Origin of the sequence: Planococcus beijingensis (assembly GCF_016820615.1) — a bacterium.
In the GTDB taxonomy this organism is placed as follows: Bacteria; Bacillota; Bacilli; order Bacillales_A; family Planococcaceae; genus Planococcus; species Planococcus notacanthi.
Genome location: NZ_JADHDZ010000001.1, coordinates 599,152 through 625,137 on the forward strand (window position 1 = coordinate 599,152; position 25,986 = coordinate 625,137).

27 protein-coding genes are annotated in these 25,986 nt (G+C 43.3%); 18 read left to right on the top strand and 9 right to left on the bottom strand.

Annotated elements, in window-relative coordinates; translation table 11 throughout:
* The first annotated feature begins 15 nt into the window (after positions 1 to 15).
* Positions 16 to 1,173: an aminotransferase class I/II-fold pyridoxal phosphate-dependent enzyme gene (locus IRE19_RS02755; protein ID WP_203339262.1), complete on the top strand. Its 1,158-nt coding sequence runs from the start codon at positions 16 to 18 to the stop codon at positions 1,171 to 1,173.
* A gap of 67 nt (positions 1,174 to 1,240) precedes the next feature.
* The gene (locus tag IRE19_RS02760; protein ID WP_203339263.1) at positions 1,241 to 1,735 is read left to right on the top strand and encodes a cupin domain-containing protein; all 495 of its coding nucleotides are present in this window, start codon (positions 1,241 to 1,243) and stop codon (positions 1,733 to 1,735) included.
* Between the two features lie 76 nt (positions 1,736 to 1,811).
* On the opposite strand, the gene ahlS is transcribed toward IRE19_RS02760, so the two are convergent.
* Positions 1,812 to 2,660, bottom strand: a complete 849-nt coding sequence (ahlS, locus tag IRE19_RS02765) for an AhlS family quorum-quenching N-acyl homoserine lactonase (protein WP_191713803.1) — start codon at positions 2,658 to 2,660, stop codon at positions 1,812 to 1,814.
* Between the two features lie 110 nt (positions 2,661 to 2,770).
* Positions 2,771 to 4,135: an aspartate kinase gene (locus IRE19_RS02770; protein ID WP_203339264.1), complete on the bottom strand. Its 1,365-nt coding sequence runs from the start codon at positions 4,133 to 4,135 to the stop codon at positions 2,771 to 2,773.
* A 127-nt stretch (positions 4,136 to 4,262) separates the two neighbouring features.
* Between IRE19_RS02770 and IRE19_RS02775 the strand changes: the two genes are divergently transcribed.
* The 3 genes from IRE19_RS02775 to thrB are packed head-to-tail and all read left to right on the top strand — an operon-like array spanning position 4,263 to position 7,515.
* Positions 4,263 to 5,555, top strand: a complete 1,293-nt coding sequence (locus IRE19_RS02775; protein WP_203339265.1) for a homoserine dehydrogenase — start codon at positions 4,263 to 4,265, stop codon at positions 5,553 to 5,555.
* Positions 5,552 to 6,613, top strand: coding sequence for a threonine synthase (gene thrC / locus IRE19_RS02780; RefSeq protein ID WP_203339266.1), 1,062 nt, complete (start codon positions 5,552 to 5,554; stop codon positions 6,611 to 6,613). Before IRE19_RS02775 ends, thrC begins: the two co-directional genes overlap by 4 nt.
* Positions 6,610 to 7,515 carry a homoserine kinase gene (thrB, locus tag IRE19_RS02785; RefSeq protein ID WP_203339267.1) on the top strand — a complete coding sequence of 302 codons (906 nt, stop codon included), beginning with the start codon at positions 6,610 to 6,612 and terminating at the stop codon, positions 7,513 to 7,515. The genes thrC and thrB overlap by 4 nt, the downstream gene beginning before the upstream one ends.
* A gap of 65 nt (positions 7,516 to 7,580) precedes the next feature.
* On the opposite strand, the gene IRE19_RS02790 is transcribed toward thrB, so the two are convergent.
* Positions 7,581 to 9,005 carry an NAD-dependent succinate-semialdehyde dehydrogenase gene (locus tag IRE19_RS02790; protein ID WP_203339268.1) on the bottom strand — a complete coding sequence of 475 codons (1,425 nt, stop codon included), beginning with the start codon at positions 9,003 to 9,005 and terminating at the stop codon, positions 7,581 to 7,583.
* A gap of 321 nt (positions 9,006 to 9,326) precedes the next feature.
* On the opposite strand from IRE19_RS02790, the gene IRE19_RS02795 reads away from it, so the two are divergent.
* The 9 genes from IRE19_RS02795 (at position 9,327) to IRE19_RS02835 (ending at position 17,884) form a co-directional block, all read left to right on the top strand.
* Complete coding sequence (locus IRE19_RS02795; protein WP_203339269.1) at positions 9,327 to 10,523, top strand: hypothetical protein; 1,197 nt, start codon at positions 9,327 to 9,329, stop codon at positions 10,521 to 10,523.
* A 19-nt stretch (positions 10,524 to 10,542) separates the two neighbouring features.
* Positions 10,543 to 11,718 (top strand): amidohydrolase, encoded by a 1,176-nt coding sequence (locus IRE19_RS02800; RefSeq protein WP_203339270.1) that lies wholly within the window; start codon positions 10,543 to 10,545, stop codon positions 11,716 to 11,718.
* Between the two features lie 38 nt (positions 11,719 to 11,756).
* Positions 11,757 to 13,058: a M20 family metallo-hydrolase gene (locus IRE19_RS02805; protein WP_203339271.1), complete on the top strand. Its 1,302-nt coding sequence runs from the start codon at positions 11,757 to 11,759 to the stop codon at positions 13,056 to 13,058.
* Between the two features lie 639 nt (positions 13,059 to 13,697).
* On the top strand, positions 13,698 to 13,997 hold the full coding sequence (locus tag IRE19_RS02810) for a replication/maintenance protein RepL (protein WP_191713812.1): 300 nt from the start codon (positions 13,698 to 13,700) through the stop codon (positions 13,995 to 13,997).
* A 409-nt stretch (positions 13,998 to 14,406) separates the two neighbouring features.
* Complete coding sequence (locus IRE19_RS02815; RefSeq protein WP_203339272.1) at positions 14,407 to 15,030, top strand: YveK family protein; 624 nt, start codon at positions 14,407 to 14,409, stop codon at positions 15,028 to 15,030.
* A 28-nt stretch (positions 15,031 to 15,058) separates the two neighbouring features.
* Complete coding sequence (locus tag IRE19_RS02820; RefSeq protein ID WP_203339273.1) at positions 15,059 to 16,072, top strand: GNAT family N-acetyltransferase; 1,014 nt, start codon at positions 15,059 to 15,061, stop codon at positions 16,070 to 16,072.
* Positions 16,073 to 16,127: 55 nt separating this feature from the next.
* The gene (locus tag IRE19_RS02825) at positions 16,128 to 16,610 is read left to right on the top strand and encodes a hypothetical protein (RefSeq protein WP_203339274.1); all 483 of its coding nucleotides are present in this window, start codon (positions 16,128 to 16,130) and stop codon (positions 16,608 to 16,610) included.
* Between the two features lie 24 nt (positions 16,611 to 16,634).
* Positions 16,635 to 16,958: an MGMT family protein gene (locus IRE19_RS02830; protein WP_191713816.1), complete on the top strand. Its 324-nt coding sequence runs from the start codon at positions 16,635 to 16,637 to the stop codon at positions 16,956 to 16,958.
* A 191-nt stretch (positions 16,959 to 17,149) separates the two neighbouring features.
* A complete protein-coding gene (locus tag IRE19_RS02835) occupies positions 17,150 to 17,884 on the top strand; it encodes a gamma-glutamyl-gamma-aminobutyrate hydrolase family protein (protein WP_203339275.1) in 735 nt (244 codons plus the stop codon).
* A 15-nt stretch (positions 17,885 to 17,899) separates the two neighbouring features.
* On the opposite strand, the gene IRE19_RS02840 is transcribed toward IRE19_RS02835, so the two are convergent.
* From IRE19_RS02840 to IRE19_RS02850, 3 genes are all read right to left on the bottom strand, one after another.
* The gene (locus IRE19_RS02840; RefSeq protein WP_203339276.1) at positions 17,900 to 18,508 is read right to left on the bottom strand and encodes a DUF3267 domain-containing protein; all 609 of its coding nucleotides are present in this window, start codon (positions 18,506 to 18,508) and stop codon (positions 17,900 to 17,902) included.
* Positions 18,509 to 18,610: 102 nt separating this feature from the next.
* Positions 18,611 to 19,126 carry a hypothetical protein gene (locus tag IRE19_RS02845; RefSeq protein ID WP_203339277.1) on the bottom strand — a complete coding sequence of 172 codons (516 nt, stop codon included), beginning with the start codon at positions 19,124 to 19,126 and terminating at the stop codon, positions 18,611 to 18,613.
* A 12-nt stretch (positions 19,127 to 19,138) separates the two neighbouring features.
* On the bottom strand, positions 19,139 to 20,428 hold the full coding sequence (locus IRE19_RS02850) for a helix-turn-helix domain-containing protein (RefSeq protein ID WP_203339278.1): 1,290 nt from the start codon (positions 20,426 to 20,428) through the stop codon (positions 19,139 to 19,141).
* A gap of 521 nt (positions 20,429 to 20,949) precedes the next feature.
* On the opposite strand from IRE19_RS02850, the gene IRE19_RS02855 reads away from it, so the two are divergent.
* The 3 genes from IRE19_RS02855 to IRE19_RS02865 all read left to right on the top strand — a co-directional run bounded on the left by IRE19_RS02855 (position 20,950) and on the right by IRE19_RS02865 (position 22,769).
* Positions 20,950 to 21,543, top strand: a complete 594-nt coding sequence (locus tag IRE19_RS02855; protein WP_203339279.1) for a YflT domain-containing protein — start codon at positions 20,950 to 20,952, stop codon at positions 21,541 to 21,543.
* Between the two features lie 105 nt (positions 21,544 to 21,648).
* Complete coding sequence (locus tag IRE19_RS02860; RefSeq protein WP_203339280.1) at positions 21,649 to 21,822, top strand: hypothetical protein; 174 nt, start codon at positions 21,649 to 21,651, stop codon at positions 21,820 to 21,822.
* Positions 21,823 to 21,896: 74 nt separating this feature from the next.
* A complete protein-coding gene (locus IRE19_RS02865; protein ID WP_203339281.1) occupies positions 21,897 to 22,769 on the top strand; it encodes a general stress protein in 873 nt (290 codons plus the stop codon).
* A 38-nt stretch (positions 22,770 to 22,807) separates the two neighbouring features.
* On the opposite strand, the gene brnQ is transcribed toward IRE19_RS02865, so the two are convergent.
* The 3 genes from brnQ to IRE19_RS02880 form a co-directional block, all read right to left on the bottom strand.
* On the bottom strand, positions 22,808 to 24,133 hold the full coding sequence (gene brnQ / locus IRE19_RS02870; protein WP_203339282.1) for a branched-chain amino acid transport system II carrier protein: 1,326 nt from the start codon (positions 24,131 to 24,133) through the stop codon (positions 22,808 to 22,810).
* A 118-nt stretch (positions 24,134 to 24,251) separates the two neighbouring features.
* Positions 24,252 to 24,434, bottom strand: a complete 183-nt coding sequence (locus IRE19_RS02875) for a CsbD family protein (protein WP_191713824.1) — start codon at positions 24,432 to 24,434, stop codon at positions 24,252 to 24,254.
* A gap of 64 nt (positions 24,435 to 24,498) precedes the next feature.
* Entirely contained in the window at positions 24,499 to 24,801 is a 303-nt protein-coding gene (locus tag IRE19_RS02880; RefSeq protein WP_203339283.1) for a hypothetical protein, read from the bottom strand.
* Between the two features lie 105 nt (positions 24,802 to 24,906).
* Here IRE19_RS02880 and IRE19_RS02885 point away from each other — a divergent pair, with 105 nt between their 5' ends.
* On the top strand, positions 24,907 to 25,869 hold the full coding sequence (locus tag IRE19_RS02885) for an NAD-dependent epimerase/dehydratase family protein (RefSeq protein ID WP_203339284.1): 963 nt from the start codon (positions 24,907 to 24,909) through the stop codon (positions 25,867 to 25,869).
* The last annotated feature ends 117 nt before the right edge of the window (positions 25,870 to 25,986 follow it).

Genomic DNA, 25,986 nt, shown 5'->3' on the forward strand with positions numbered 1-25,986 from the left:
GAAAGGTTGTCACGTATGAGCATTTCTATTAATAGCCGGATCAAGTCGATTGAAATTTCAGGCATCCGGCAGTTTTCCAATCAACTGATCGATTTTCCGGAAGCCATTAACTTAACGATTGGACAACCCGATTTCCCGACACCTGAAGCTGTAAAACTGGCCGCGATCGAGGCGATCCGCAACGATCAGACCAGTTATACGCATAACGCAGGCTTGCTTGAGCTGCGTGCGGAAATTGCGTCTTTTTTCCAGGACAAATACGGGTTGAACTATGACCATAATACAGAAGTCATCGTTACCAACGGCGCCAGTGAAGGATTGGATTCCCTTTTTCGAACGATTCTTGAAGAAGGCGATGAAGTCATTTTGCCTGCACCTGCTTATCCGGGATACCAGCCGATCATCGAACTATGTGGCGGGAAAGTGATTTATTTGGACACTTCAGATACTGGTTTCCAACCCGATCCGCAGCGCCTGGAAGGTTTGATTACTGACCGGACCAAAGCCGTGCTAATGAATTTTCCATCCAATCCGACAGGAATCACCATGGAGTCGGAACAGCTTGAAAAAGTAGCTGCGGTACTGGAAAAATATGAGCTCTTTATCGTTACCGACGAAATATACAGCGAAAATTCATATGGTGAAAAACATTCTACATTTGCCCGTTTTGAAAGTTTACGAAACCGGACATTTTTGGTGCACGGTCTTTCAAAATCACATTCCATGACTGGCTGGAGAATCGGTTTTGTGCTTGGGCCGGAAATGTATATGAAGCATGTACTGAAAGTTCATCAGTATAATGCCATTTGTGCAGCTGTACCGAGCCAATTTGCAGCGCTTGAAGCGATGAAAAACCAACGCCACGTACCTGCAGAAATGAATAAGGAGTATCTTCAGAGAAGAGATTTCGTCTATGGCCGTTTAACTGGAATGGGTATTGATGTCATCCTGCCGAATGGAGCGTTTTATATTTTTCCTTCGATTGAGAAATTCGGAATGTCATCTTTTGAGTTCGCTACGCGATTGCTGAAAGAAGGCGGAGTAGCAGCAGTACCAGGCTCGGCCTTCACAATATATGGCGAAGGTTTTGTGCGGATTTCCTATGCCTATAGCATGGCAGTGCTCGAAGAAGGCATGGACCGATTGGAGAAATTCATCGATACATTAAACTGATTCGAGGATTCTGCGATTACTATGCTTCTATCGGGGTAAAGTTCCATAAAGAAAGGAGCTGATAGGCATGGAAACTGTTAGGTTTTATCGATTTGAAGACGATGGGGTTATTCCTAACAACCCATCGCTTGAAGTGATAGTGTATCCGGCTGCCTTCAAGGAGAATACGCAAGAAATCGAAGAAGTGTTCAACCGCCATGAGTGGACGAACAGCTGGACAGGCGGTGTATTTGAATATCACCATTACCACAGCAATACACACGAAGTATTGGGGGTACTCAGTGGAACTGCCACGCTGCAGCTGGGCGGTGAGCAAGGTGAAATTTTGGATATTGCAGCAGGGGATGTGGTCTTGCTTCCAGCAGGAACCGGCCATAAAAAATTGGATGCCAGCAGCGATTTTGAAATTGTCGGAGCTTATCCGGGAGGTGTCTCTTATAACCTCAAGACCGGTGAACCCGGAGAGCGCCCTTATGTGCTGGAAGATATCCAAAACACGCCGTTGCCGAAAATGGATCCCGTTTTCGGCGACAGCGGACCGGTTAATGAAAACTGGTCATGAAACTCACAAAAGCCCCTTGCCGGATTTTTCAGGCAAGGGGCTTTTGCATGTTAAAGGCGTTTAAGGTGCAACTCTGTTACTCATAGTAGCCTTCCGTCGATTTACGGAACGTTTTGAACTGGTTCGCATCATGGCCAAACCAGACATCGGAATTGGTTTCTTTTGCGATTCTGCGTATTTTTTCAACTGCAGTCGTATAGCCCACTGAATCATATAAGATGCCGGGCGGCTTGATTGGCGGACCGTAACTCTCTGCCGTATAGATGGCATCCGAGGCCAAGATGATGCCGCCTGTTTCCGGCATTTGTATCTGAAGGCCGAGCATGCCCCACGCATGCCCGCTTCCGAAGTTCAGGATTTTGATGCCTTCAGCCAGTTGCAGCCCGTCCTCTGTCCGTTTGACGGTCTGCCATTGCAGGTTGTTCTTGATCCAGGCGTCGATGTCGCCCCAGATATAGGCACCTTCCTTCATGTTGCGGGCATAGGTCTGCAAAGCGCCATTCAGTTCATCTTCATGAACGATGATGGTCGCATTGGTGAACAGCTCAAGGCAGCCGGCGTGATCCAAATGCAGATGGGAAGCTACTACATATTTGATGTCTTCAGGCCGGACATTCAATTCCTCCAAGCGGTGATGGAGGTAGCACTCTTCCGGCATATCAATCGGAAACAGTGATTGCGTCACTTTCCCCCAACGTCCTTCGGCACCCATTGAATTCGGATTGCAGGCGGTATCGAACAGGATTTTGCCTTCAGGATGATCGATCAATACGGTGTAGACTGGAAATGTCACCATTTCACTCGGTGGATTTGGATTTTCTGCACTTGCGGGATTATGCATGGAAATCAGGTAGTTCTTATCCATGCTCAATGTACCATTGTCCATTACGTACAGTTTCGGGTTTGCCTTGATAATACCAGTCATCTAATGTCCCCCTCTCAGAATAATTACATAATATCATAATATTCAGTTTATTGTGAAGGGATATAAAAAACTCCTGAACCAATAAGTTCAGGAGTTAAAAGGGAGTTAGCTTAATGAACCAATGCAGGCTCAAAGAATTCTTTGTATAATTCGTTCAATATCTTTTGTTCATCTTCTTTTAGAATGCCGAAGACCAAACTTACTTCAGAAGACCCCTGGTTGATCATTTCGATGTTGACGCCGGTTCTGGCAAAAGCGTTTGCTGCACGTGCAGTAAGTCCTTTTGTATTGTTCATGCCTTCACCAACCAAAACAATCATGGAAAAATCATTGCGGATATGGACGTCATCAGCCTGCAGTTCAGATTTGACCCGATCGACAATCCGCTGTTCTTTATCGGCAGTCAATTGATGGCTGCGCAAAATGACGGATAAGTTATCGATGCCGGATGGAATATGTTCATAGGAAATGCACTCATCTTCCAAAATCTGCAGCAGTTTGCGGCCAAACCCGATTTCACGGTTCATCAAGTATTTGCTGACATAAAGCGTCGAGAAACCGCTATCTGCCGAAATTCCTGTAACCGGGCGCAGGGAAGTGTCGCGTTCTGCAACAATCATCGTACCAGGGGCAGATGGATTATTGGTATTGCGGATGCATAAAGGAACCGCTGCTTTAAAAACAGGCATTAAAGCTTCATCGTGCAAGACGGCAAATCCCGCATACGAAAGCTCGCGCATTTCACGGTAAGTCATCTGTTCGATTTCGACCGGATTAGCGACGACGCGTGGATTGGCGACAAACACACAATCGACGTCAGTAAAGTTTTCGTACAGCTCAGCTTTGACGGAAGCTGCAAGAATGGATCCGGTGATATCCGAGCCGCCACGCTCGAATGTCCGAAGAACGCCTTCTTTTGTATAACCAAAAAAACCGGGGAAAACAGTGATGGTTTCTTTATTGCGCAGTTCTGCTAATCGGTCATAGGCTTCTGGAAGTGCCTGTGCCCGTTCAGGCAAGCCGTTTACAAATAGACCGGCATCAAACGGGTTGACATATTCGGCATTTAAGCCGATTAAAGTCAGGTAAGCAGCGATTAATTTTGCAGAATTGTCTTCACCGCTTGCTTTGATCGAGTCAGCAAAAAGTGGGGGAGAGCTTTTATCTGCCTGAAGGCGGTTCAGAAGGTCTGTTTTGATGACTTGCTTAATGGCATTGCCCAGTTCCAACTCGTCAGCAATTTCCGCATAGCGTTCAACAACCTTTTCCAAGGCAGTATCCGTCGGTTCCTCGCGTAACGCAGCTGCCGATAAATTAATTAACAAATCTGTCACTTTTACATCTCCATCAAATCGCTTGCCTGGAGCAGATACCACAATGATCTTACGAGAAGGCTCTGCTTTAACGATTGCTGCCACTTTTTTGATCTGTTGTGCACTAGCTACTGAAGTACCGCCAAATTTGCTTACTTTCATCCAATCAAGTCCCATCTTTTTTAATAGTCTGTAAAAGGGTTGTTTTAACTAAGATATAATACTATAATGTCCCTATGACAAAAACAGCTGTTTTTTCACAGTGTACACACCATGGGAGGAATCGTCAATGAAAAATGAAATTTCAATCGGATTATTAGGCCTTGGAACGGTGGGCAGCGGAGTTGCTAAAATCATTCAGCAGCATCAGCAGGATTTGCATCATAAATTAGGTGCCCAAGTTTCAGTAAAGAAAGTACTGGTCAGAGACACCAATAAAGACCGGCTTTCCAGTTTAGATCCGAGTGTATTCACGACGGATATAGAAGATATATTGAATGATTCTTCTCTCGATATTATTGTTGAAGTGATGGGCGGCATCGATGGTGCGAAGTCAGCTATTGAACAAGCGCTTAAAAATGGGAAACAGGTCGTAACGGCCAATAAAGATGTGATGGCTGAATATGGCCACGATCTATTAAAACTGGCAGACGCTGAAAAGTGTGACCTGTTCTATGAGGCCAGTGTTGCAGGCGGTGTGCCGATCATCCGCACATTGGAAGATGGACTCGCTTCAGACCGGATTTCGAGCCTGATGGGAATCGTCAATGGCACGACCAACTTCATCATGACGAAAATGAAAAAAGAAAACATGACTTATGACGACGCATTAGCTGAAGCTACTGCATTAGGTTATGCCGAAGCCGATCCTTCTGCTGACGTCGATGGCATCGATGCGGCAAGGAAAATGGTGATCTTGTCTTCTCTGGCCTTCTCAACCGAAGTCCATTTGGATGATGTCCTGGTAAGAGGCATGAAAGAAATCCGTGACGGTGACCTGGAACTCGCGAATAAGTTTGGTTATACCATGAAAATGGTCGGTTCTTCAACTAAAGACGAAGATGGGATCGAAGTTTCAGTAGAGCCGATCTTCCTGGCGAACTCGCATCCGCTTGCTTCGGTCAACAATGAATTCAACGCAGTTTACATATACGGCGATGCAGTAGGTGAAACGATGCTTTATGGACCAGGTGCCGGTTCATTGCCGACGGCTACATCTGTGGTCTCTGATATCATTGCAGCTTGCCGCAACCTGCAGTTGGGTGTCAACGGAAAACGCGCACACGCAGCTCAGCACGAACGCGTTATAAAACCAGATTCCAAATGCTTTTCGAAGTATTGCCACCGTCTGCTTGTAAATGATGAAGTGGGCGTGTTGTCGAAAATGACTGCAGTCTACAGCAGGCATGGGGCGAGCATCCAGTCGGTTATACAGTCTCCGGCAAACGAAGACGGCAAAGCCGAACTGGTGCTGCTGACGCATCAAATTTCACGCCAGCAGCATTTGGATGTATTGAAGGAATTACAAGGAACGGCGAGCGTCATTAGCCATTACCGCATAGAAGGAGAGGAAACAGCATGAGATGGCAAGGACTGATTGAAGAACATAAAGAGTGGCTTCCCGTTACAGAACATACACCTTCACTGACATTACAGGAAGGGAATACACCATTGGTGCATTTGGAAAAACTATCAGAAGAATGGGGAATTGACCTCTATGTAAAACTGGAAGGAGCCAATCCAACTGGTTCCTTTAAGGACCGCGGCATGGTGATGGCTGTCGCCAAAGCTAAAGAAGAAGGCAAAACAGTATTGATTTGTGCTTCAACCGGCAATACATCCGCTTCTGCAGCCGCTTATGGAGCCAGAGCGGGTATGCGTACAATTGTCGTCATTCCTGAAGGGCGCATTGCGCTTGGGAAACTGGCGCAAGCGAAAATGTACGGTGCAGAAATTCTTGAGATCAAAGGCAATTTTGATGAAGCATTGCAGATGGTTCGTGAGGTTGGCCAGGAGGCAGGCATTGCCCTCGTCAATTCCGTCAATCCTTACCGTTTGGAAGGACAAAAAACCATTGCGTTTGAAGTTATTGACCAATTAGGCCAAGTACCCGATATTTTCGCGTTGCCTGTCGGCAATGCCGGCAATATCTCCGCTTCTTGGAAAGGGTTCACGGAGTACGCAGGACGTACTGGCGAAAAACGCCCGACACTCTTAGGGGTGCAAGCAGCTGGAGCGGCACCGATCGTCAATAATAAAGTTGTGGAAAATCCCGAAACAGTGGCAACAGCCATTCGAATCGGAAATCCCGCGAGCTGGCAGCTGGCACTTGATGCCTTGGACCAGTCAAACGGAACGATTCTCGCGGCTACCGATGAAGAGATTCTGGAAGCCTATCAGTTGTTGGCTTCAACCGAAGGGATATTTGCAGAACCGGCATCGTGTGCTTCCATCGCGGGCATCAAAAAGCAAGTGGAGAGCGGCCAATTGCCGAAAGGTTCAAAAGTTGTAGCTGTTCTGACAGGCAATGGATTGAAAGATCCGGAAACAGCGATTTCGGTCAATCAGCATAAAGCGCTTTTGGTTCCAGAAGACATGGAACGCTTTTGGGAGGATTTGAAAAAAGGAGTGAAAATATGAGCTGGAAAGAATTCTCAGTAACTGTTCCGGCTTCAACAGCCAATCTAGGTCCAGGATTTGATTCAATCGGGTTGGCATTGGATCTTCATATGTTTGTTCACGCCTCACCAGCAGCAGAGTGGCTGGTTGAATATAAAGATTCAGGCTATCAAGGGATTGCGAGCGGTGCCGACAACCTGATTGTCGCTACTGCTCAAGCTGTTGCGGATAAATATGGGCAGCCATTGCCAAACGCGAAATTAGTGGTCGAGACGGAAATCCCGTTGAGCAGAGGTTTGGGCAGCAGCGCATCCGCAATTGCGGCTGGCATTGAAATTGCTGACAGGTTAGCCGGATTAAAACTGCCGATGAAAGAGAAATTGAGAATAGGAACGGAAATGGAAGGGCATCCTGATAATATTTCCGCTTCACTTCTTGGGGGACTGACGATCTCCTATTTCGATGAAGACGATCTGGAAATCGTCCATATTCCGGAAGTGGAAATCGGTGTGGTTATCCTGGTTCCACCGACTGAATTCCTGACTTCAGAATCCCGCAACTTATTGCCGGAAACCTTATCCCATAAAACAGCGACGCGGGGCAGTGCTTCTGGCAACGTCATGGCGGCTGCTTTAGCGAGAGGGGATTGGAAAACCGCAGGCCGGATGATGCAGAAAGATGTTTTTCATGAACCTTACCGCAAAGAGAGATTCCCGGATTTCGATGCCATCCAGCAAGGGTGCCTAGAACTTGGTGTCTACGGGTCGGCAATCAGCGGAGCTGGTCCATCTTTGTTCATCGCCGTGGAAAAAGGCTATGAAAAAGAGGTGGCAACCCAATTGGAAGAAAAATTCCCGCATTACGAATGCCTGGTCACCAGACCATCTGCACACGGAATCAAAATATGTGAAACAGTGATTTAAACGAAAAGAAGCAGCCCAGAATTCCGGGCTGCTTCTTTTTTCGAGCGGTATTTTCTGTTCTCTATTTATATTTTAATGGACACATACTTGGTTTCCAAAAAGGCTTCTAATCCTTCTTGTCCACCTTCGCGCCCAACGCCGCTTTCTTTCATTCCGCCGAATGGAGCTTGAGCAGTAGAAGGGGCACCGTCGTTCCAGCCGACAATTCCGTAATCCAGGTTTTCGGATAGATACGTGCCGCGCGCCATGCTTTCGGTAAAGAAATAAGCCGCCAAGCCAAAGCGTGTATCATTCGCCAACTTAACTGCTTCTTCATCTGTTTCAAAAGACATGATCGGCGCTACAGGACCGAACGTTTCTTCGTTCATGACCAGCATATCCGAAGTTGCATCGACCAGTACAGTCGGATTAAAGAAATAGGCATTATTTTCTGAACGGCCATCTCCGCCGACCAAAACTTTTGCGCCTTTTTCGACAGCATCATTGACGTGCTTTTCAACTTTTTCATAGCCGTCTTTGTCTACTAATGGACCGATTTGTACGCCTTCGTCCAATCCGTTGCCAACTTTCAGGTTGCCTGCTGCTTGTTGGAGTTTCTGTGAAAACTCCTCAACGATACTTTTCTGAACGTAGATCCGATTGCCGCAGACGCAAGTCTGTCCGGCATTACGGAATTTCGAAGCCATGACGCCTTCAACAGCGAGGTCCATGTCCGCATCTTCCAAAACGATGATAGGTGCATGCCCTCCAAGCTCAAGTGAAAGGTTCAACATAGTTTCTGAAGCCTGTTTCATCAATTCCTTGCCAATTTCTGTAGACCCTGTGAACGTCAGTTTGCGGACATCCGGATGGCTGGTGAACACTTTGCCGATCTTGCCGGCGCTGCCCGTCACTAGATTAATGACACCTTTAGGGAAGCCTGCCTCAATAGCCAGCTCGTACATTTTAACAGCAGTTAATGGTGTCATTTTCGCTGGCTTCGCTACAAAGGTGCATCCAGCAGCTAAAGCAGGTGCCATTTTTCTGGCCATCATCGCTGCAGGGAAATTCCATGGGGTAATGGATACAACAACACCGACCGGCTGCTTGTTGATTTGAATCCGTTTGCCTTCTTTGCTTGCCGGAATAGTGCGTCCATACATGCGCTTGCCTTCTTCAGCAAACCAGGAAACGAAAGAAGCCGAGTACTCAATTTCACCGATAGCTTCAGCTAGAGGTTTGCCCATTTCCTTCGTTAAAATTTCACCGATTTCTTCCTTATGCTCGAGCAGCAAATCATGCCATTTCATCAGCAGTTCAGCACGATGGTAGGCTGTTGTCTTCGACCATTCGGGAAAAGCCGAAGCGGCAGCTTCGATTGCAGCAGTGGCTTCCTCTTCGCCCCCGTTGGGTACTGTGCCAACAACTTCGCCGGTTGCTGGATTGGTGACCTCTATTTTTCCATCTCCTGTTTCAGTCCATTCACCATTGATATAATGTCTGCCATTCATTTGTTCGAATCCTCCTTTTGAATTTTGCCTATCCTAATAAATACCTCGAAACGCGAGGAGGTAAACGTTTAGAGTGCAGCAGCAAGAATGCCGTTCGCAAAATATACACATTTATAAAAAGGGAAAGGGATATGCAATATATAGCTATTGGAATCGGTTACATTAAAAATGAATGATTATTCAATTTAATGTTATTTCAAAATAGTCGTTTTATTCTATTTATTCCCTGCTATTTGTGTGCTACTATTGCATCATTATACAAGTTATCTTTAGAAAGCTTTGAGTTCAATAGCTTATTAAGAGAAAGAGGAGGAAATGGAAATGGCCCAGATGCTCGCATTACCGATTTTGATTTTTGTATTATTTATTGGCGAAGTAATCTCAACTCGAACGAAAGCTTGGATTCCTTCAATATTTGTCAGTGGGGTATTGTTTCTGCTGGGATATTGGACGTTCTTTCCTCCTGAAATTGTAGCGATTGCGGGAATTCCGCCTGCAGTAGCTGTTATGCTGATTTATCTGTTGATCACCAATATGGGGACTTTGTTATCTCTGGAAGAATTGAAAAACCAGTGGAAAACAATTCTGATTGCCATAGCGGGAATTTTAGGGATTATTGCTGCATTGTTCAGCATCGGAATTTTGCTGTTTGATTTTGAAACAGTGGTGGTTGCGATTCCGCCATTGGTTGGCGGATTGGTTTCTGCGTTGATCATGTCAGAAGGGGCAGCAGCTGCTGGACTTCCGACGCTAGCTGTCTTCGCCATCGTCATTTATGTTGTTCAAGGGTTTGCAGGCTATCCGTTGACTTCAATCATGTTGAAAAAAGAAGGCCAGAACTTATTGAACAAATACAGAAATAATGAATTGACTGCAAAGCAGCTGCCTGGTGAACAAACAGGGGCATCGGGCAAAGCGGTCAAGGAACCGCGTATGTTTGCCAATATGCCGGATAAATACAATACGGATTTCTTTAAATTTTTCAGGTTGGCATTGGTTGGTTACTTGGCGTATCTGACTTCAACTCTTGCAGCTCCAATCGTGGAAATAAGCCCGTTCGTCCTGTGTCTGCTGTTCGGAGTTATCGGACGCAGCATCGGTTTCCTCGAGCGCCATCCACTGCAAAAAGCAAATGGCTTCGGATTCGCCATCATGGGCTTATTGCTTTATATTTTCGACGGATTGAAAAATGCTACACCGAGCATGATGCTTGAAATCCTGTATCCGCTTATCGGTTGTATCGTTATCGGTGTAATCGGGATGTACATCTTTTCATTCATCATCGGGAAACTTCTTAAAGTCAGCAAGGAAATGGCATTTGCGGTTTCATTGACAGCCCTTTATGGATTCCCGGCAGATTATATCATCACGGTGGAAGTCATCAATTCACTGACGAAAGACGAAGAAGAACGGAAAGTACTGACCAGCCATATGCTGCCGCCGATGCTTGTGGCAGGATTCATCACTGTTACAATCGTTTCTGTAATATTGGCCGGTATATTTGTCGGCTTCCTATAAGAACTGGAGGAAATTCATCATGATCAATCAAACCATCAAAAATGCCATAAAAGAAAACAGCAACGAAATGATTCAAATACGGCGCAAGCTTCACAGCGAACCTGAACTGTCATGGGAAGAATACCAAACTTCCCAATTTGTCTTTGACTATCTAACAGAGCTCGGGATTGAAGCGCGAAAAACAGAGCCAACCGGTGTTGTTGGGGAGCTGAAAGGCGGAAAAGCAGGCAAAACTGTTGCCTTGCGTGCCGATATGGACGCTTTGTCTGTAGAAGAATTGAATACGGATTTGTCTTATAAATCAAAAGAACTCGGGAAGATGCATGCGTGCGGCCATGATGCCCATACTTCGATGCTGCTAGCTGCTGCAAAAGCATTGGCCAGTGTGAAAGATGATATTCCAGGGAATGTGCGGTTTATTTTCCAACCGGCAGAAGAAGTGGCGACCGGCGCAAAAGCAATGGTTGAGCAAGGTGCAGTAGCGGGTGTCGATGATGTGTTCGGCATTCATATTTGGTCCCAAAGCCCAACAAAGACTGTCGCTTGCAATCCTGGAGCCTCATTTGCATCGGCTGATATTTTTAAAGTTCATTTGAAAGGGCAAGGAGGACACGGAGCAATCCCGCAAGCCTGTATTGATGCGGCTGTCATCGCTTCTTCTTTTGTCATGAATTTGCAGTCCATAGTATCGAGGACCGTTGATCCTCAACAGGCAGCAGTCGTAACTGTCGGGAAGATGGTTGTTGGAACGCGTTTCAACATCATTGCTGAAAATGCAGAAATCGAAGGAACAGTGAGGTGCTTCGATCCTGCGACACGGGACCACATCGAACAACAGCTTCAAGTCTACGCTGAAAACACAGCGGCTATCTACGGAGGAACTGCTGAAGTCGAGTATATCAGAGGAACACAAGCCGTCATCAATGGCAAAGAAAGTGCCGATTTGGTCCAGCAAGTGGCACGGGAAGCATTCGGTGAAGAGTCCATCTACGATGAAAAACCGACGATGGGCGGAGAAGATTTTTCGTTCTATTTGGATGAAGTACCAGGCAGCTTCGCATTAGTAGGAAGCGGTAATCCAGAAAAAGATACCGAATGGGCTCACCATCACGGCAAGTTCAATATCGATGAAGAGGCAATGGCAACAGGCGCTGAGCTCTATGCACAATATGCCTGGGCGTTCTTAACTAAATGATCCAACGGATTTCACCAATCAAAAACAAGGAGGAAGTTATGCCAGCAAATAATGATAATCCTTTATATGAAGAGCTGCTGAATGACTACGATGATCGCCTTGACCACTCAGGCATCCGTGGCGAACGGATTGCGAGACGGTTGTTTGAATTATCTCAGATTGGATTTGTGCAAGTGGGTGGCGTAAAGCGGCCCGGTTACTCGAATGAAGAAAAAGAAGCAAAAGAACTCGTCAAAAAGTGGCTGTCCGAAGCAGGACTAGCGATTCGAGAAGACGGTGCCGGCAATCTCATGGCACGGCTGGAAGGGAAAACGGAAGGAGCGGCAATTGCTTCAGGTTCCCATCTGGACAGCGTACCTAGCGGTGGGAATTTTGATGGGCCACTTGGCGTCCTGTCTGCATTGGAAGTGGCGGAGTCCTGGAAAGAAAGTGGCTATGTCCCCGACAAGCCATATGAAGTGATTATTTTTTCCGATGAAGAAGGATCTCGTTTCAACAGTGGATTAACAGGAAGCCGGGCAATGACGGGAGCCATCTCAAGACAGGAAATGGAACAGCTTCGGGATTACAATGGAGAAACTCTTGAACAAGTGCTGCAAAAGTATGGCAGTACACTTGATGCTTATGAAGAAGCTAAAAGAGATCTATCAGACCTGGAATTGTTTGTAGAAGTGCATATAGAGCAAGGCAAGAAGCTTGAAAAAGCCGAACAGCCGGTGGGTATCGTCAATGGCATAGCTGGTCCTGCCTGGCTCGAAATGGAGTTTATCGGAGAAGCGGGCCATGCTGGAAACACTCCGATGATTGGCAGGAGAGATTCCCTCGTAACGGCGGCTGAATTTCTGCAATCCATTCCGGATTTTCCGAAAACAGTCAGTGATACAGCAGTGGCCACAGTCGGGAAATTAGAGGTCTTTCCAAATGGGGCGAATGTTATTCCGGAAAAAGTGAAGTTGCTTGTCGACATTCGGGATATAATCGAAGAAACTAGAGACCGACTGATTGATTTGCTGATTGAACAGGCAGAAAAGGTTGCTGCAAAGAACGATATTCTGCTGAATATTAAGCTGAATACAAAAATCCAACCGGTACCGATTGTTGAAGACTTGCAGAAACAGCTGGCAGCCTCTTTAGAAAAATACGGAATTACGCCACAGTATATCCCCAGTGGAGCAGGACACGATGCCATGAATCTTGGACGTTACTTGCCAGTGGCAATGTTGTTTGTCAGAAGCAAAGATGGCATCAGCCATAATCCAAAAGAATGGTCATCCTTAAATGACTGCGTAATGGGAATTCATGTATTGAAAGACTTTATTGAAAACAAAATGAAACAATAATAGAGAAAAACCGTTCTAAGGGACGGTTTCAGACTGTAGACAAAGTCTATTCAAAATGCATAACAGTGTATACCTCCAACCAGGCTGGCCACTTCGCTTTCCGTGGGCTCAGCTTCAGCCTCCTCGTCACTGGCGTTCCTGCGGGGTCTTCAGCTTTCGCTGTTCCCACAGGAGTCTTCGTGGCCAACCCGGTTGGAAGCGTGCTGCTTCAAAAAAGAGAGCAAGCTAGCCAGTCACATAAAAAACAGCTTAGATGAAACGAATCATCACGTGACTGAAAGATCCGAAGCGCAAGGTGGCGACTCCTGCGGGATAGCGAAGTGTCGAAATCCACTCGGACCCAAGTCCGAGTTAGTTCGGCGCGAGCCCGCGGAAAGCGTCCGCCTGGAGCGAAGGATCTGGTGTAAACAAGTTAAAATGAACAATTATTCTTTAAAAGATGTCACTATTCTTTTGTATACAAGCTGAAACCGTTCTAAGGAACGGTTTTTTTTAGATGTATTTATCCATATAATGGAAAAATGAAAAGTTTTTTGGAATTATCAGTATTTATTAAAAAAGTGTGTATAATTTTAACAAGATAGGGTATAGAAATAATAAGAACATGCCAAGTGGCTGATACTTTTTGGAGGTGGTTAGATGAAAGTAATGGAAAATCAGTATTCCAGTAGAACCAAGCTTTTTTCAGAAGACAAGCTTCTCAACGAATGCCGGTCGTATTTTTCATCAGAAACTGAAAAAACGGCAGAAATTGGAGAGAAATTTATTCACTACTTTCTGAAAAACGCTTCACCTGAAGGAGTTCTCTTTAAAACGATCAAAGATATTACAACAGACATTAATATTTCCCACCAAACATTGACTAAAGTTCTAAAGACACTTGAGTCAAAAGAAATTATATACCGAAGAAACGGCATCATCGGTCTATGGAAAGAATAATGAAGGCATCTCTCTATTGAAGGAGAGGTGCTTTTTTTTTTGCTGAATTCAGTTAGTTATAGTGGAACAGTTTTAACAGGGAAAAATAAAGTGAAGCCAGGCTCCAAACTTACAGCTTTTTTTTGCTTTGATTGATAATAAGCATATGAAAAACTTGTAGTGGTTAAATATACCTAATATATAGGAATTAAATTTAAAATAAAATATTATGAAAGACTAAATACTTATATTATCCTTGAGAATTTTAAAAAATATCCTTTTAGGTATAGATTGAGTCAATAAAATATGATATAAATGAACTATAATAATCTGAATTTTTAGAAATAAATTCAAATTAATTGTCTTCTTATATCAAAGAAAGGGGACTGCAAGGAGTTGTTTTAAGAGGGTGATCCATTTCATAGAGAAATTGAAAAATCATACCCAGATCCTATCCGTTTTTGTTGCTCTCTTTCTGTTGGCGGTTTGGCTCTTTCCATCTTTTATTATGGATCCGAAGTACCAAGCATCAAGTCAATTGCTTATAGAAGAAAAAGGGAGAGCTTTACAAGAGGTGGCATCGCATAGCAATCGCTTGGATCCTCAAGCCATCGAAGCATTTGCTGCTTTTGTTAAAAGCCCGAAAGTATTGGAGGAACTAAGAGCGGATCTGAAATTTGAAATATCCCTTTCTGACCTTCAAAAGCAGATTACAGTAAATCATTCGAGTGATTCTCCGGTCCTTACAATCACCGCCTTTTCTGATAGCGGCCAGCAATCTGTAGAAATTGCAAATAGCTTATCTTCTATATTCCAACATAACGTGAGCAAAAATTTGGACACGGCTTCTATTCGGATTATTTTACAGGCAGTGGAAGCTCGAAAAGCAAATATCGTAACCGAGAATTGGGTTCTGGGCTTAGTAGCAGCGACAATACTGGGTTTTATCTTTAAGTTGCTTGCCGGATACATAAGCACATCAGCGAAAGCGTCGGCTGAAATAAGAAAAGATGCAAGAAAAAAAGAGAATCAATTGCAGACAGTGTTCAAGTGATTTTCTAGGTGAAGCAGGGGTGGAATTTATGTTTGAGCTAATATCGATACAACAGCACAGTCGCTGGCAAAAGATTCTCGACAGTCTGCAAATAACGGATATTTATTATACCAGCCAATATTTTTTTAGTGCATTGAAATTGGATCCAGGAGAAGCTTTGCTTTTTTATTATAAAGATGAAGAAGGAGAAGTAGCTTATCCCTACATTAAAAGGCATATAAACAATAGCCGCGGCAATATGTATTTTGACATCACGACCCCTTTTGGATATGGAGGGCCAGTGGTTAAAGCCGAAAATGACTATGCAAAGTTGATTGCGAATTTCAGGGGAACTTTTACGGAGTACTGCCATAAGGAAAAGATCATTGCCGAGTACATCCGTTTTCATCCTTTGAAAGGAAATGCTCTTTTTTTCAAAGAACACTTGAAGTTATCTGCGCTGTACGAAACCTTTACAATCAGGCTGAGAGATTACTTCACTTCCGGTGCAGCTACTCAGCTTTCCAATGGCAGTTTTGGGAAGAATTCTGACTTGGTAATCAAAAAGTTGGGAACTGTACGCCATATGTTCGAGTTTTTGGTATTGTATTATTCGGCTGCCAGAAGAAGAGAAGAGTCAGACAGCTATTATTTTTTCACCAATGATTACTTTGAAACGCTTATCAGTTCTATGGGGCCGAACCTTCATTTATTCGGTGCCTATCACGAAAATAAACTGGTTTCTGCCTGTTATGTCCTATCTATGGGGGATGCAATCTACTTCCACTTGGAAGGCAGTTTGTCGAATGCAGATAACGAAATAACGATGCAGCAGCTGCTGCTGAAAGTTGCTGAATGGGGAGAAGAGAATTATTACGCTTATTTCCATTTGGGCGGAGACTTCCAAGGAGACGTATACAGTGGAAAGCCGATGAAAAAAGAAATGGCAAATTGCGAACCAGAGGTTTTCTACATTGGCCAGAAAGTATACGATCAGGAAGTTTATAACCAATTGGTGGCAATGGAAGATCATGATATCGTTCGACGATACAGAAACGTCTAAACGACAGACGGAATAAAACGCATAAAGATCAACATTATACCAGGGAGGCATAATAATGAGATACATGCAATATAAGGGAGTCGTAGAAAGAGAATATAAGAAGTCGTTAAGAAAGATTATGTATGAAATATGTGTGGTGGAGGGGTTAAATGCTTCTCTTGGCGCGAAAAAATTAGGTGTTGCAAAAGAGATTTTCATCTTTTGGAGACATTTTTATCGTCTGGATAAGAATCAGCAAGTGTTTGATCAGGCAGTCAGTGACTTGGACCAGATGAAATTCCTGTATCTGAATGAAGCGAAAGAAATAGATTCGTCAAGGCCACTGCAGCATGAGGCGGAAGAGTCACTTCAGGGGCTTGAAGAATTGATTGATCGGATGGTAGAGTATTATAAATGTCTACATGCTGAGAGCGGGGGGCTGGCGACGGAAACAGGAAAACTTCCGTTGTACGAGTTTGCTAAGGAACTTCTGACAGATTATCGAAATGGAGATTTGCTGAAGGAAGTAAAGGCTCAATCAGACAAGGCATCTTCATAAAACAAATTGGAATGGATGGACGAAATGCATACTTTCACAGAAAAAGCTGTAGCTGTCATCAAAGAGATTCCTCCTGGAAAAATTATGACCTATGGACAAGTTGCTGCTGTTGCTGGAAGCCCGCGTGCTGCTCGGCAAGTAACGCGTATTCTCCATAGCATGAGTGCCAAGCATAACTTGCCTTGGCATAGAATTGTTAATGCACAGGGACGAATCATGTTGCGCGATGAAGAGTCGCGGTTTTTTCAACGGAAATCGCTGCAGGAAGAAGGGGTGGAAGTGGACCAGGATGATTGCATCGATTTAAGCCGTTACCGCTTTACTCCTTTCGCGGATGATAAAGAGTAGTATCTGATCAGGCCCTGAAAAGGGTTTTTTTATTGAGTTGGATTAGGGTTTATACAAAGTATGCATAAGACCGAATATTCTTGGGTATAAAAATAGCGAGTTCTTGCTAGAAAGCTAAATGTTTATCATTTTAATGAATAAGGGTATATAAAATAATGGACAATTTGAATAAGTGGAAAAGAGGAAGTTAAATGCCAAATGAAAACAAACCGGTTATCGGGATAACAGCACGAGTTGAAGAAGATCAAACCTACTCATTGGATCCAGTCTATGGAAGAGCGATTTTGCAGGCCGGGGGTTTGCCGCTGATAGTACCTATTGTGGATAAAGAAGACATCCCTTTGTTATGCGAGCGCTTGGACGGCTTGATTGTCACTGGAGGTGGGGATATCAATCCTACTTTGTACGGGGAAGAGCCACATTTACGCTTGGGCGCCGTATACCCTGGCAGTGATGAGTATGAAAAAGAACTGATTTTGAAGTTTCTTGAACTCGATAAACCGTTTATCGGAATGTGCCGTGGGTTGCAGATGTTCAATATTTCATTAGGCGGCACAAATTATCAGGATTTAGAGGCTCAATTTGAAGGCGATTTGCATCAGCACAAACAAATGGCTATGCGGACACATCGTACCCATTCGGTAACTTTGGAAGACGAAAGCCTACTGTATGAGATTATGAAAGAGAAGAAATTCAATGTGAACTCTTTCCACCATCAAGGCGTCAAAGACGTTTCGGATCAATTGACGGTAGCCGCTTATGCTGCTGATGGTCTGGTGGAAGCATTGGAAAGCAAGCACCATCAATTCGCTATGGGCATCCAATGGCATCCAGAAGAATTCGCTCTTCAAGGCGATGATGCTTCCATGAACATATTTAAGCGTTTTGTTGACGAATGCCTGGTAGACAAAAAGCAAAATCAATAAATACAGAAAAAAGATTCAGGGATCTCTTATCTCTGAATCTTTTTTATTGCCTTGAGGAGTATATAGAGCGGTTGCTTTTCCGTTGTCCTGAAATAGAGTGTCTGCCGGCGAGGTTAATGCGATATAAGCCTGTATATAATCTCCGGCAGAACCTGCAAAGTTTACGATCATTAAAATATAAACACTTAGAAACAATGGGTTCGGAACGAGGGCCAATAGGGAAATCAATGCCGCTCCCCATATCGTTACAGGTGCCAAAGCGATGACGATAAAACTTCTTCGATTAAAATAAGCTTCACTGCCAACTGAAAGGAACGGAAACCGAATTCGATAGGCAGGGCGGCTGCGGGAAAAGATCTTTATGAAGACTGCGTGCATGGTTTCATGAAGAGCCATATAAACTAAAACCAAAACAACGGTAATAAAAAAAGACAAGAAAGGATTCAAAGTGCTAGATAAAGGCAAGCCTGCCCATAAAGCTAAGCCAATCAAAATGCCAGTGATCAAGACAAAGCAGGACTGGATCAAAACATTAAGATGCTTATCCTGAGCTAAATCAATTGTGCGCTCTATATTATAATGAGGGGGCAAACTAAGAGTATTTTCATTCATTTTCTTCCCCATGCATATTCCTCCTTGTAGATAGAAGTAGGAACGAACTTTAAAAGTAAAAAGACTGTCGCCTAGTGAATAAGCGACAGTCTGGGTAGGAGTAGAGGAAGTCAATCAAATCTGTTGTTTATCATTAGCCCAAGGCTCGGGGACACGAGGTTTAGCAGCAAGTTCATTGCTGGCAGCCCAAGGCTCGGGGACACGAGGTTTAGCAGCAAGTTCATTGCTGGCAGCCCAAGGCTCAGGAACGCGAGGTTTAGCAGCAAGTTCATTGTTGGCAGCCCAAGGCTCGGGGACACGAGGTTTAGCAGCAAGTTCGTTGCTGGCAGCCCAAGGCTCGGGGACACGAGGTTTAGCAGCAAGTTCATTGCTGGCAGCCCAAGGCTCAGGGACACGAGGTTTAGCAGCAAGTTCGTTGCTGGCAGCCCAAGGCTCGGGGACACGAGGTTTAGCAGCAAGTTCATTGCTGGCAGCCCAAGGCTCAGGGACACGAGGTTTAGCAGAAATTTCATTATCGCCATGTTCTGAGATGTGAGCATAACTTCTAATTTCTGTACTTGTGCTATTACCGAATGAGAAACTACTTAGTACAAAAACCGAAAGAAATAGTATTGTAATCCCTTTTTTCATTACTTCCACTCCCTAAAATAAGATAGTTGTGCTTTTATATGCTTTTCTTGCTTTGTTCAAAATTTCCGCTGACTCTTTATATCTTTCTTGTTCATAAAAAATTTTTCCTAAATGTCCGAAAAAATATCCTATTTCAAAAAAATTGGAAGTATTTTCTAGGCTTGGAGAGAGTTGATTTAATACATAATCTTCAAATCCTTCATGATCTTTATTAACTAAACGATCAAGGCAAATGAATTCAATATAAGCTTCTTTAAACGCTTGATTTGTTGGTGAATGGATACTTATTTTTTTATTTTCTACTATAGAAAATCCTTTTTCTAACCATTTTTTTGCAATGTCGAGATTTCCGAGTTCATAATTGCTTTTTATTAAAACACAATAGCCCATTAAAATATCAGCAGAGTACTCAGGATGAATATAATCTAGTGAGCTCTCAGTGTGGGCAATTGCAAGTTCATAATTTTGAAATAGAAAATAAGCGTATCCTATGTTGTACTCAGTGGTAAAGCGTAGAATATCAATTTCTAATTTATTACCTATAGTCAACGCATTTTTATAATGTTCCATAGACATTCTAAAGTTGCCAAATTGTTGATGAGAGATGGCTATATTCAAATGGCATTCTACGATACGCTTAGGAACAAATTCTTGCTGATAAATTTTCAGAGCCATTTCAGAGTATTTATAAGCCATTTCGGTTTCTCTGCATTTGGTACTGGAAATCCCGATTGAATAATACAAATCACCGATCTCAGAAGCAGAAATCGTGTTGGGAGCAATTTTTTCAGCGACGAGATAAGTCTTCAAGGCCTTTTCAAAATCATTCAAGATGTAATTATAGTTTCCGTTGTACTTATGGAATAAATAAAACTGTTCTTGATTCATAAATTCCCTGAATCGGTCAATTTCCTTGATTTTTTCTTCGGCGCTATCCAAATCCCCTGTAATGATGAAGTATCTAATTTGTTGAATGCTGTATTCCAGTTCCACATCTTCATCAGCATGCAATAAAGGATGATCTTGAATATCAGCATACTGTTCCATGATCTTTGCCTTGTTCTGCGGATGCAATAATGAGTTTTTAAAATTTTTTACAAGTACTTTTCCAATGGGATTGTCTTTAGGTGCCAAAGGGATGGCTAATTTTTTGCATAAAGCTTCAAGTTCCTTCAATGCTGGATCTTTGAGGCCGGTTTCAATTTTTTTCAGTTCTCTGGGAGTCAGTATGCCAGAGGCTAATTCTTCTAAACTAATTTTCTTTTTTAAACGATGGTATTTTAAACGCATTCCCGTGTCCATTACTGCTCTCCTTTCCTTTTGCAAGGGCAGTACTTCTGTCATCCATGTAGGAGAGTTGTTTTCCGCCTTTTTCGGATCGTCCGAGAAGTAAGAAGAAAATAGATCGCCAAGTACGATAATTGCCGCCTCCACATCCCATAGTTACTTTGTTTTTACATCTTTTATACATGATATCATCAATTTTCGAAATAAACTGCTTTTTTATTTTAGATTTCGATAAAAAGAGAAAAAAGGGAATAAAAGCCTACTCCGGTAATTGTTGAGTAACTGAATGCTCATAAAAGTTATTTTTATGGGTATATTTATCCAATATTTATTAAAGCGCTAATAAATCTTATTTGAACTTTTCATTTTTGAAAAAACAGTTACATACGCAAAGTACGCTGATTTCCTGTGTTTTATACCCGATCATAGTATATTCATGAGGGATTTTTTTATTCTGCCACTAAAGAATGTTATGGATGTTTCCATCGAGGGTAAAGAAAGAATAGGAAATTTTATAATGTTATGGAGGTTTATATATGGATACGGATAAAAAAGTATTGGCAGTAGTATTTTCGGAAAGTGATCTGCAAAGAAAAGTGGAAGATTTAAAGAATGCGGGGTATGAGGAACGCGATCTTCATATCATCGCCAAAGACGTAAAGCATTTTGATAACTACGCTTTCGATAAAAAAGAAGTTGATTCATTTGCTGATAAGTTTAAAGGATTTATTTCAGGTGAGAGTGGTGTCCGTGAAGGAGTGAAATCATTGGGCCTTTCGGATTCGGAAACAGAACGCTATACGGCTGATCTCGCAAAAGGTGGAATCTTAATATACAAAGATGAAGAAGATAAAACCATTATAGACGTGATTTCAAATAAAAATGTAGCTGCGGGACAGGAAAATCCGAATGATCTGCAAAGACAGCAGTATATCAAGTCGGTTGACAATAACTTTGATGAACAGGAAGATCGTTTTGCCCGTGGAGAAACATTCATGCAGGATCCGATCTTAGTGAAAGATGAAAAACATAATTCATTCACTACCCAAGAAAATCCGGACGTCGAGAAAGCTAGAGGCGGCTCCAGTGAAGCTGAAAAGCATAGCCAAAGCGATCGGAAGTACAAATAAGGGGACTGTCCGATAAAATAAAACAGCTGGAGAGAAAGAAAGCCTTTTTCTCCCGCTGTTTTTTGATGGGGGAATACGTTTTCTGAGAACAGCTGGCTGATGGGAATGGAGGCGGCGACTCCAGCGGGAACAGCGCGGGCAGAAGCCGTGCCCGCGGAACGCGTCCGCCGCAATGGACATCTGCCGGGTCTTTTGGGAACGACAAAAGGGCTGTCACCAAAAGTCATTTTTCATGACCTTTTGGGACACCCCCTTTTTACAGGCATCAATATTGCCTGAACTCCCGGTTCCAGGTTTTAGGTATCCATCTGAATGGGTAAACAAAAGTAACACAGTACACAGGAGGTTTTATAATGAGATCGGGAAATCGTGAGTTTGAAATCGTCTACAGCAAAGCAGAAATGGAAACAGCCATACAGGCATTAAAAGCGAAAGGCTATCATGAAGGAGATATTCATTTGTTGGCGAATGATAGAGGAGTTGTTGAATCGGCCGAAAAAGAAGGCGTTCAGGCAGACCAAGCGAACTCCATCTCTAATCGCTTTAAATCTTTTCTTAGTGGAAAAGATATCGTCAGAAAAGAGCTTGACCGGTTTAACTTGAACAAGGACCGGGCAGACGACTACGAACGTGAAATCGAAAAAGGCGCCGTCCTTCTTTATACAGATGGGCAAGCGATATCCGGTGAAGATGAACATTTCTCATCATTAGATGATTCCAACGATCCGATGGATATGGAAGGCAGCAGCGGACAAAGATCTGGCGACAAAGTTATTCCTCGCTACGATGACAAACCCCATAACCCTGATGAAATCTATGCGCGCGAAGTTTCCAGAGAAGACCAGCATGCCCGCGCAGGGAAGAGTGATCGATTGCAGGACTCTCGCCTAAAAGGGGATGAAATCCATCCAACTGCTGGATTGAACAAAGATGAAGGGTCTGCTCGTGAGAAGGAATTGGACCATGAGCCCGGTTTACAGACTAAAGAAGGAGAAGACAATCTATTGCGTGAAGACGGTGTCAACCGCCGTCAAGATGAACCTTCTCCTGGAGTGGATCCGAATTTAGGGCCTGCACCTTTTGGGCGTGATTCGGAAGAAGAGCATCTGCTGAATGACGAGCGCAGAGATGATTTGGATAAACCAAGAAACAAGCGCGAACACTACAATGAACACGAAGAAAAAAGCAAAAACAATGATACTCCGCCATCGCCAAGATTATTTTAAAGAAAAAAGGAGCCTCCCGATGCATCGGGAAGGCTCCTTTAATTCGTACGATGGGATAAGCGCGCAATGATGACGCCGACCAAAACTCCGACAATAGCTGGGATTATCCAGCCGATGCCTTGTTCGAAAAACAACAGGTGGCTTAACAAAGCATCTATTGGTTCAAACATAATTCCAGTGGAACGAAGGGCATCGAAAATACTGACAATTGCGGTCGCTCCAAGTGCCAATATATACACATAAGGCTTCCGATAGAACATGCGATCAAAGAACGACAAAATGACTAAGACAATCGCTATCGGATAAATCGCTAATAACACCGGAAGCGAGATAGCGATTAATTGCGTTAAGCCCACATTGGCGATAATGGCGGAGAACCCTGCAAAAAATAATACATAAACGATATAAGAAATCTTCGGAAATATCTTATAAAAAAATTGTGCTGTTGCAGAAACCAGGCCGATTGAAGTCGTCAAACAGGCGAAGGTGATCGCGGCAGACAAAATGATTCCACCGATATCTCCGTACAAAACACGTGAAGCCATGGCGATAACGATGCCGCCATTGTCCTGTAGGCCAATGGAATCAACACTCGTCGCGCCAATATAACTTAACGATATGTAAACGGCAGACATGCCGATGGCTGCTATAAAACCGGCATACGCAGTCGATTTCAATATTGTCCGGGTATCCGTGACTCCCTTATGTTGTATAGATTGAATGATGACAATTCCAAAAACAAGCGCAGCAATTGCATCCATTGTCAGATAGCCTTGCAGAAAGCTTTCGAAAAACGCTTCCGTATCATAATTTCCAATCGGAGAATTGATGGAGCCCATTGGAGTCAAAAAGCTTTTTACAGCCAACAGTCCAATGACCAAGATCAGCAAAGGAGTTAAAATTTTGCCGATTCTGTCCACCAACTTTGTTGGATTCATTGCAAACAGCACCGTAATGATAAAGAAGACAAGAGTGAAGATAAATAAAGACCAGAATGATTCTGCAAAATCAGCTGGAAGAAAAGGTGCGATCCCGATTTCAAAAGCTACTGTAGCTGTACGAGGGATTCCAAAGAAAGGCCCGATTGCCAGGTAAACAATCAAGGTGAAGACGATACCGAAAACTGGATTGACACGTCCCGCTATAGATTGAAGGTCTCCTCCGGCTTTGGCAATCGCTAAAATTCCAAGTAGAGGCAGACCTACCCCTGTCAACAAGAAACCAGTTACAGCGATCGCCAACTCATCCCCGGCAAGCTGTCCTAGATAAGGAGGGAATATAATATTTCCTGCTCCGAGGAACAAGGCGAAAAGCATAAGTCCCAATGTAAAAATCTCTGTATTTGTAAGCGCCTTCTTTTCCATAAAAAACTCCTTAATAAATAACATGGATGCACGAATTTTCATTATAACCGAATTCTTGCACTTTTGAAAACATTAATCTTGCCATAAGAAAAACCCGGTTAGAAAACCGGGTTTCGGATTACTTATTATCTTTTTTGAAATCGCCGATCTTATCTTGGACGTTTCCTTTGGCTTTATCGATTTTACCTTCAGCCTGTTTGTTGGGATCGTTTGTAGCATTTCCGATTTGATCCTTCACTTCGCCTTTGCCTTTGTTTACTGCACCTTTTAATTTATCAGAGAATCCGTTGTTGTCGCTCATCAATAACTCCTCCTTCAAATTTATAACTACTTATATAATATCCTTCTGAAGAAGAATCTAAACATTATCGGGTAGATTCGGATTTGGCAGAAAGATTCCATAAAGTTTTTGAGGCGGTTTCTTTGACCGTAATGCATAAATCTTCCTCGCTAAGCCTCGTTAATGTTTGAAGAGGCGTATGGCCGTTTTGTGCGACGCCGAACCTTACTTCAGCATGCTGGTCCATCGATAGGTCTACAAGCAATCCTTCACAATTAATGATGCTAGCCAGCTCTGCGCGGGACTGGTAGTCCATTTTCAAAACAGCGGCTTCATCCCAGGGCGTCCACACTGTCTTCAGTGAATAAAATTGTATTGCATCATCCATCTAGTTTGCACCCCTAAAAAATATTTGAAAATTCGTGATATTTTATTCAATATATCATATTATGATTGATATAGTAAGCAAAATTACTTATAAAGGAGCATTCATATGAAAATATTAGTTATTGGAGGCACATCTTTTGTAGGGCGTCATATAGTAGAGGCACTGTTGGAAAAAGAACATGAGGTAGTTTTGTTCAATCGGGGCAAAAGCAATCCGCACCTTTTTCCGCAACTGCAGAAAATACTGGGGGACCGAAGGAAAGATGCAGAAAAACTGGCAGCAGAAAAATGGGATGCCGTTATTGATTCGTCAGCTTACACGCCAGCTGATTTAAAACCAGTTCTTAAGAATCTTAAAACAAACCATTATATCTTTATCTCGACCATTTCCGTATACGATGATTTTAAAAATGGGCCTGTCCGAGAAAGTGGATCCCTCTTTAACACGGAGGTGACAGAAGATGAGGTTACTGGAAGTACATATGGGCCGTTAAAAGTGATGTGTGAAAATTATATAGAAAGGACTTTATCAGATAAGGCGTTGATTCTTCGACCGGGTATTGTGGTAGGTCCGTATGACCCAACAGACCGTTTTACATATTGGGTGATGAAATTAAACGGCAAAGGCCCTGTCCTCGTTCCCGGCAGTAAAGAAAGAAAAATTCAGTGGGTTGACGCGAGAGACTTGGCTGAGTTCACAGTACTTCAAATGGAAAATAAAACAACGGGTGTCTATAATGTGGCGGCTGATGCTGTGTCTATGGAAGAACTTGTCCAAACTTTAAATGGTGGCGAAGCGGATTGTGTTTGGGTGGATGATCATTTTTTGTTGGAACAAGGGGTGAAAGCATTCGAATTGCCGTTTTGGATTCCATTTTCTACAGAATTTCCGGAAGGCTTCCTGCTGGTGGACAATGAAAAAGCGAAAAGTGCAGGGCTGGGCATGCGTTCTGTGAAGCAGTCTGCCCAAGATACTTTGGAGTGGGCTCAGAAAGAGGGATTGTCACGATTAAAAACAGGGATTAGTGAAAATAGGGAACGTGAATTATTGAATAAAATAATGAAGTGATTTGAAAAAGAATCTCTTCTTCCAACACGGTTGTACACATCGTTTAACCAAATTATGTACAGCTGAAACTTTGTGAAAGAGGGAGCGTCCTATACTATGCAGAGGGAATGAAGAGAC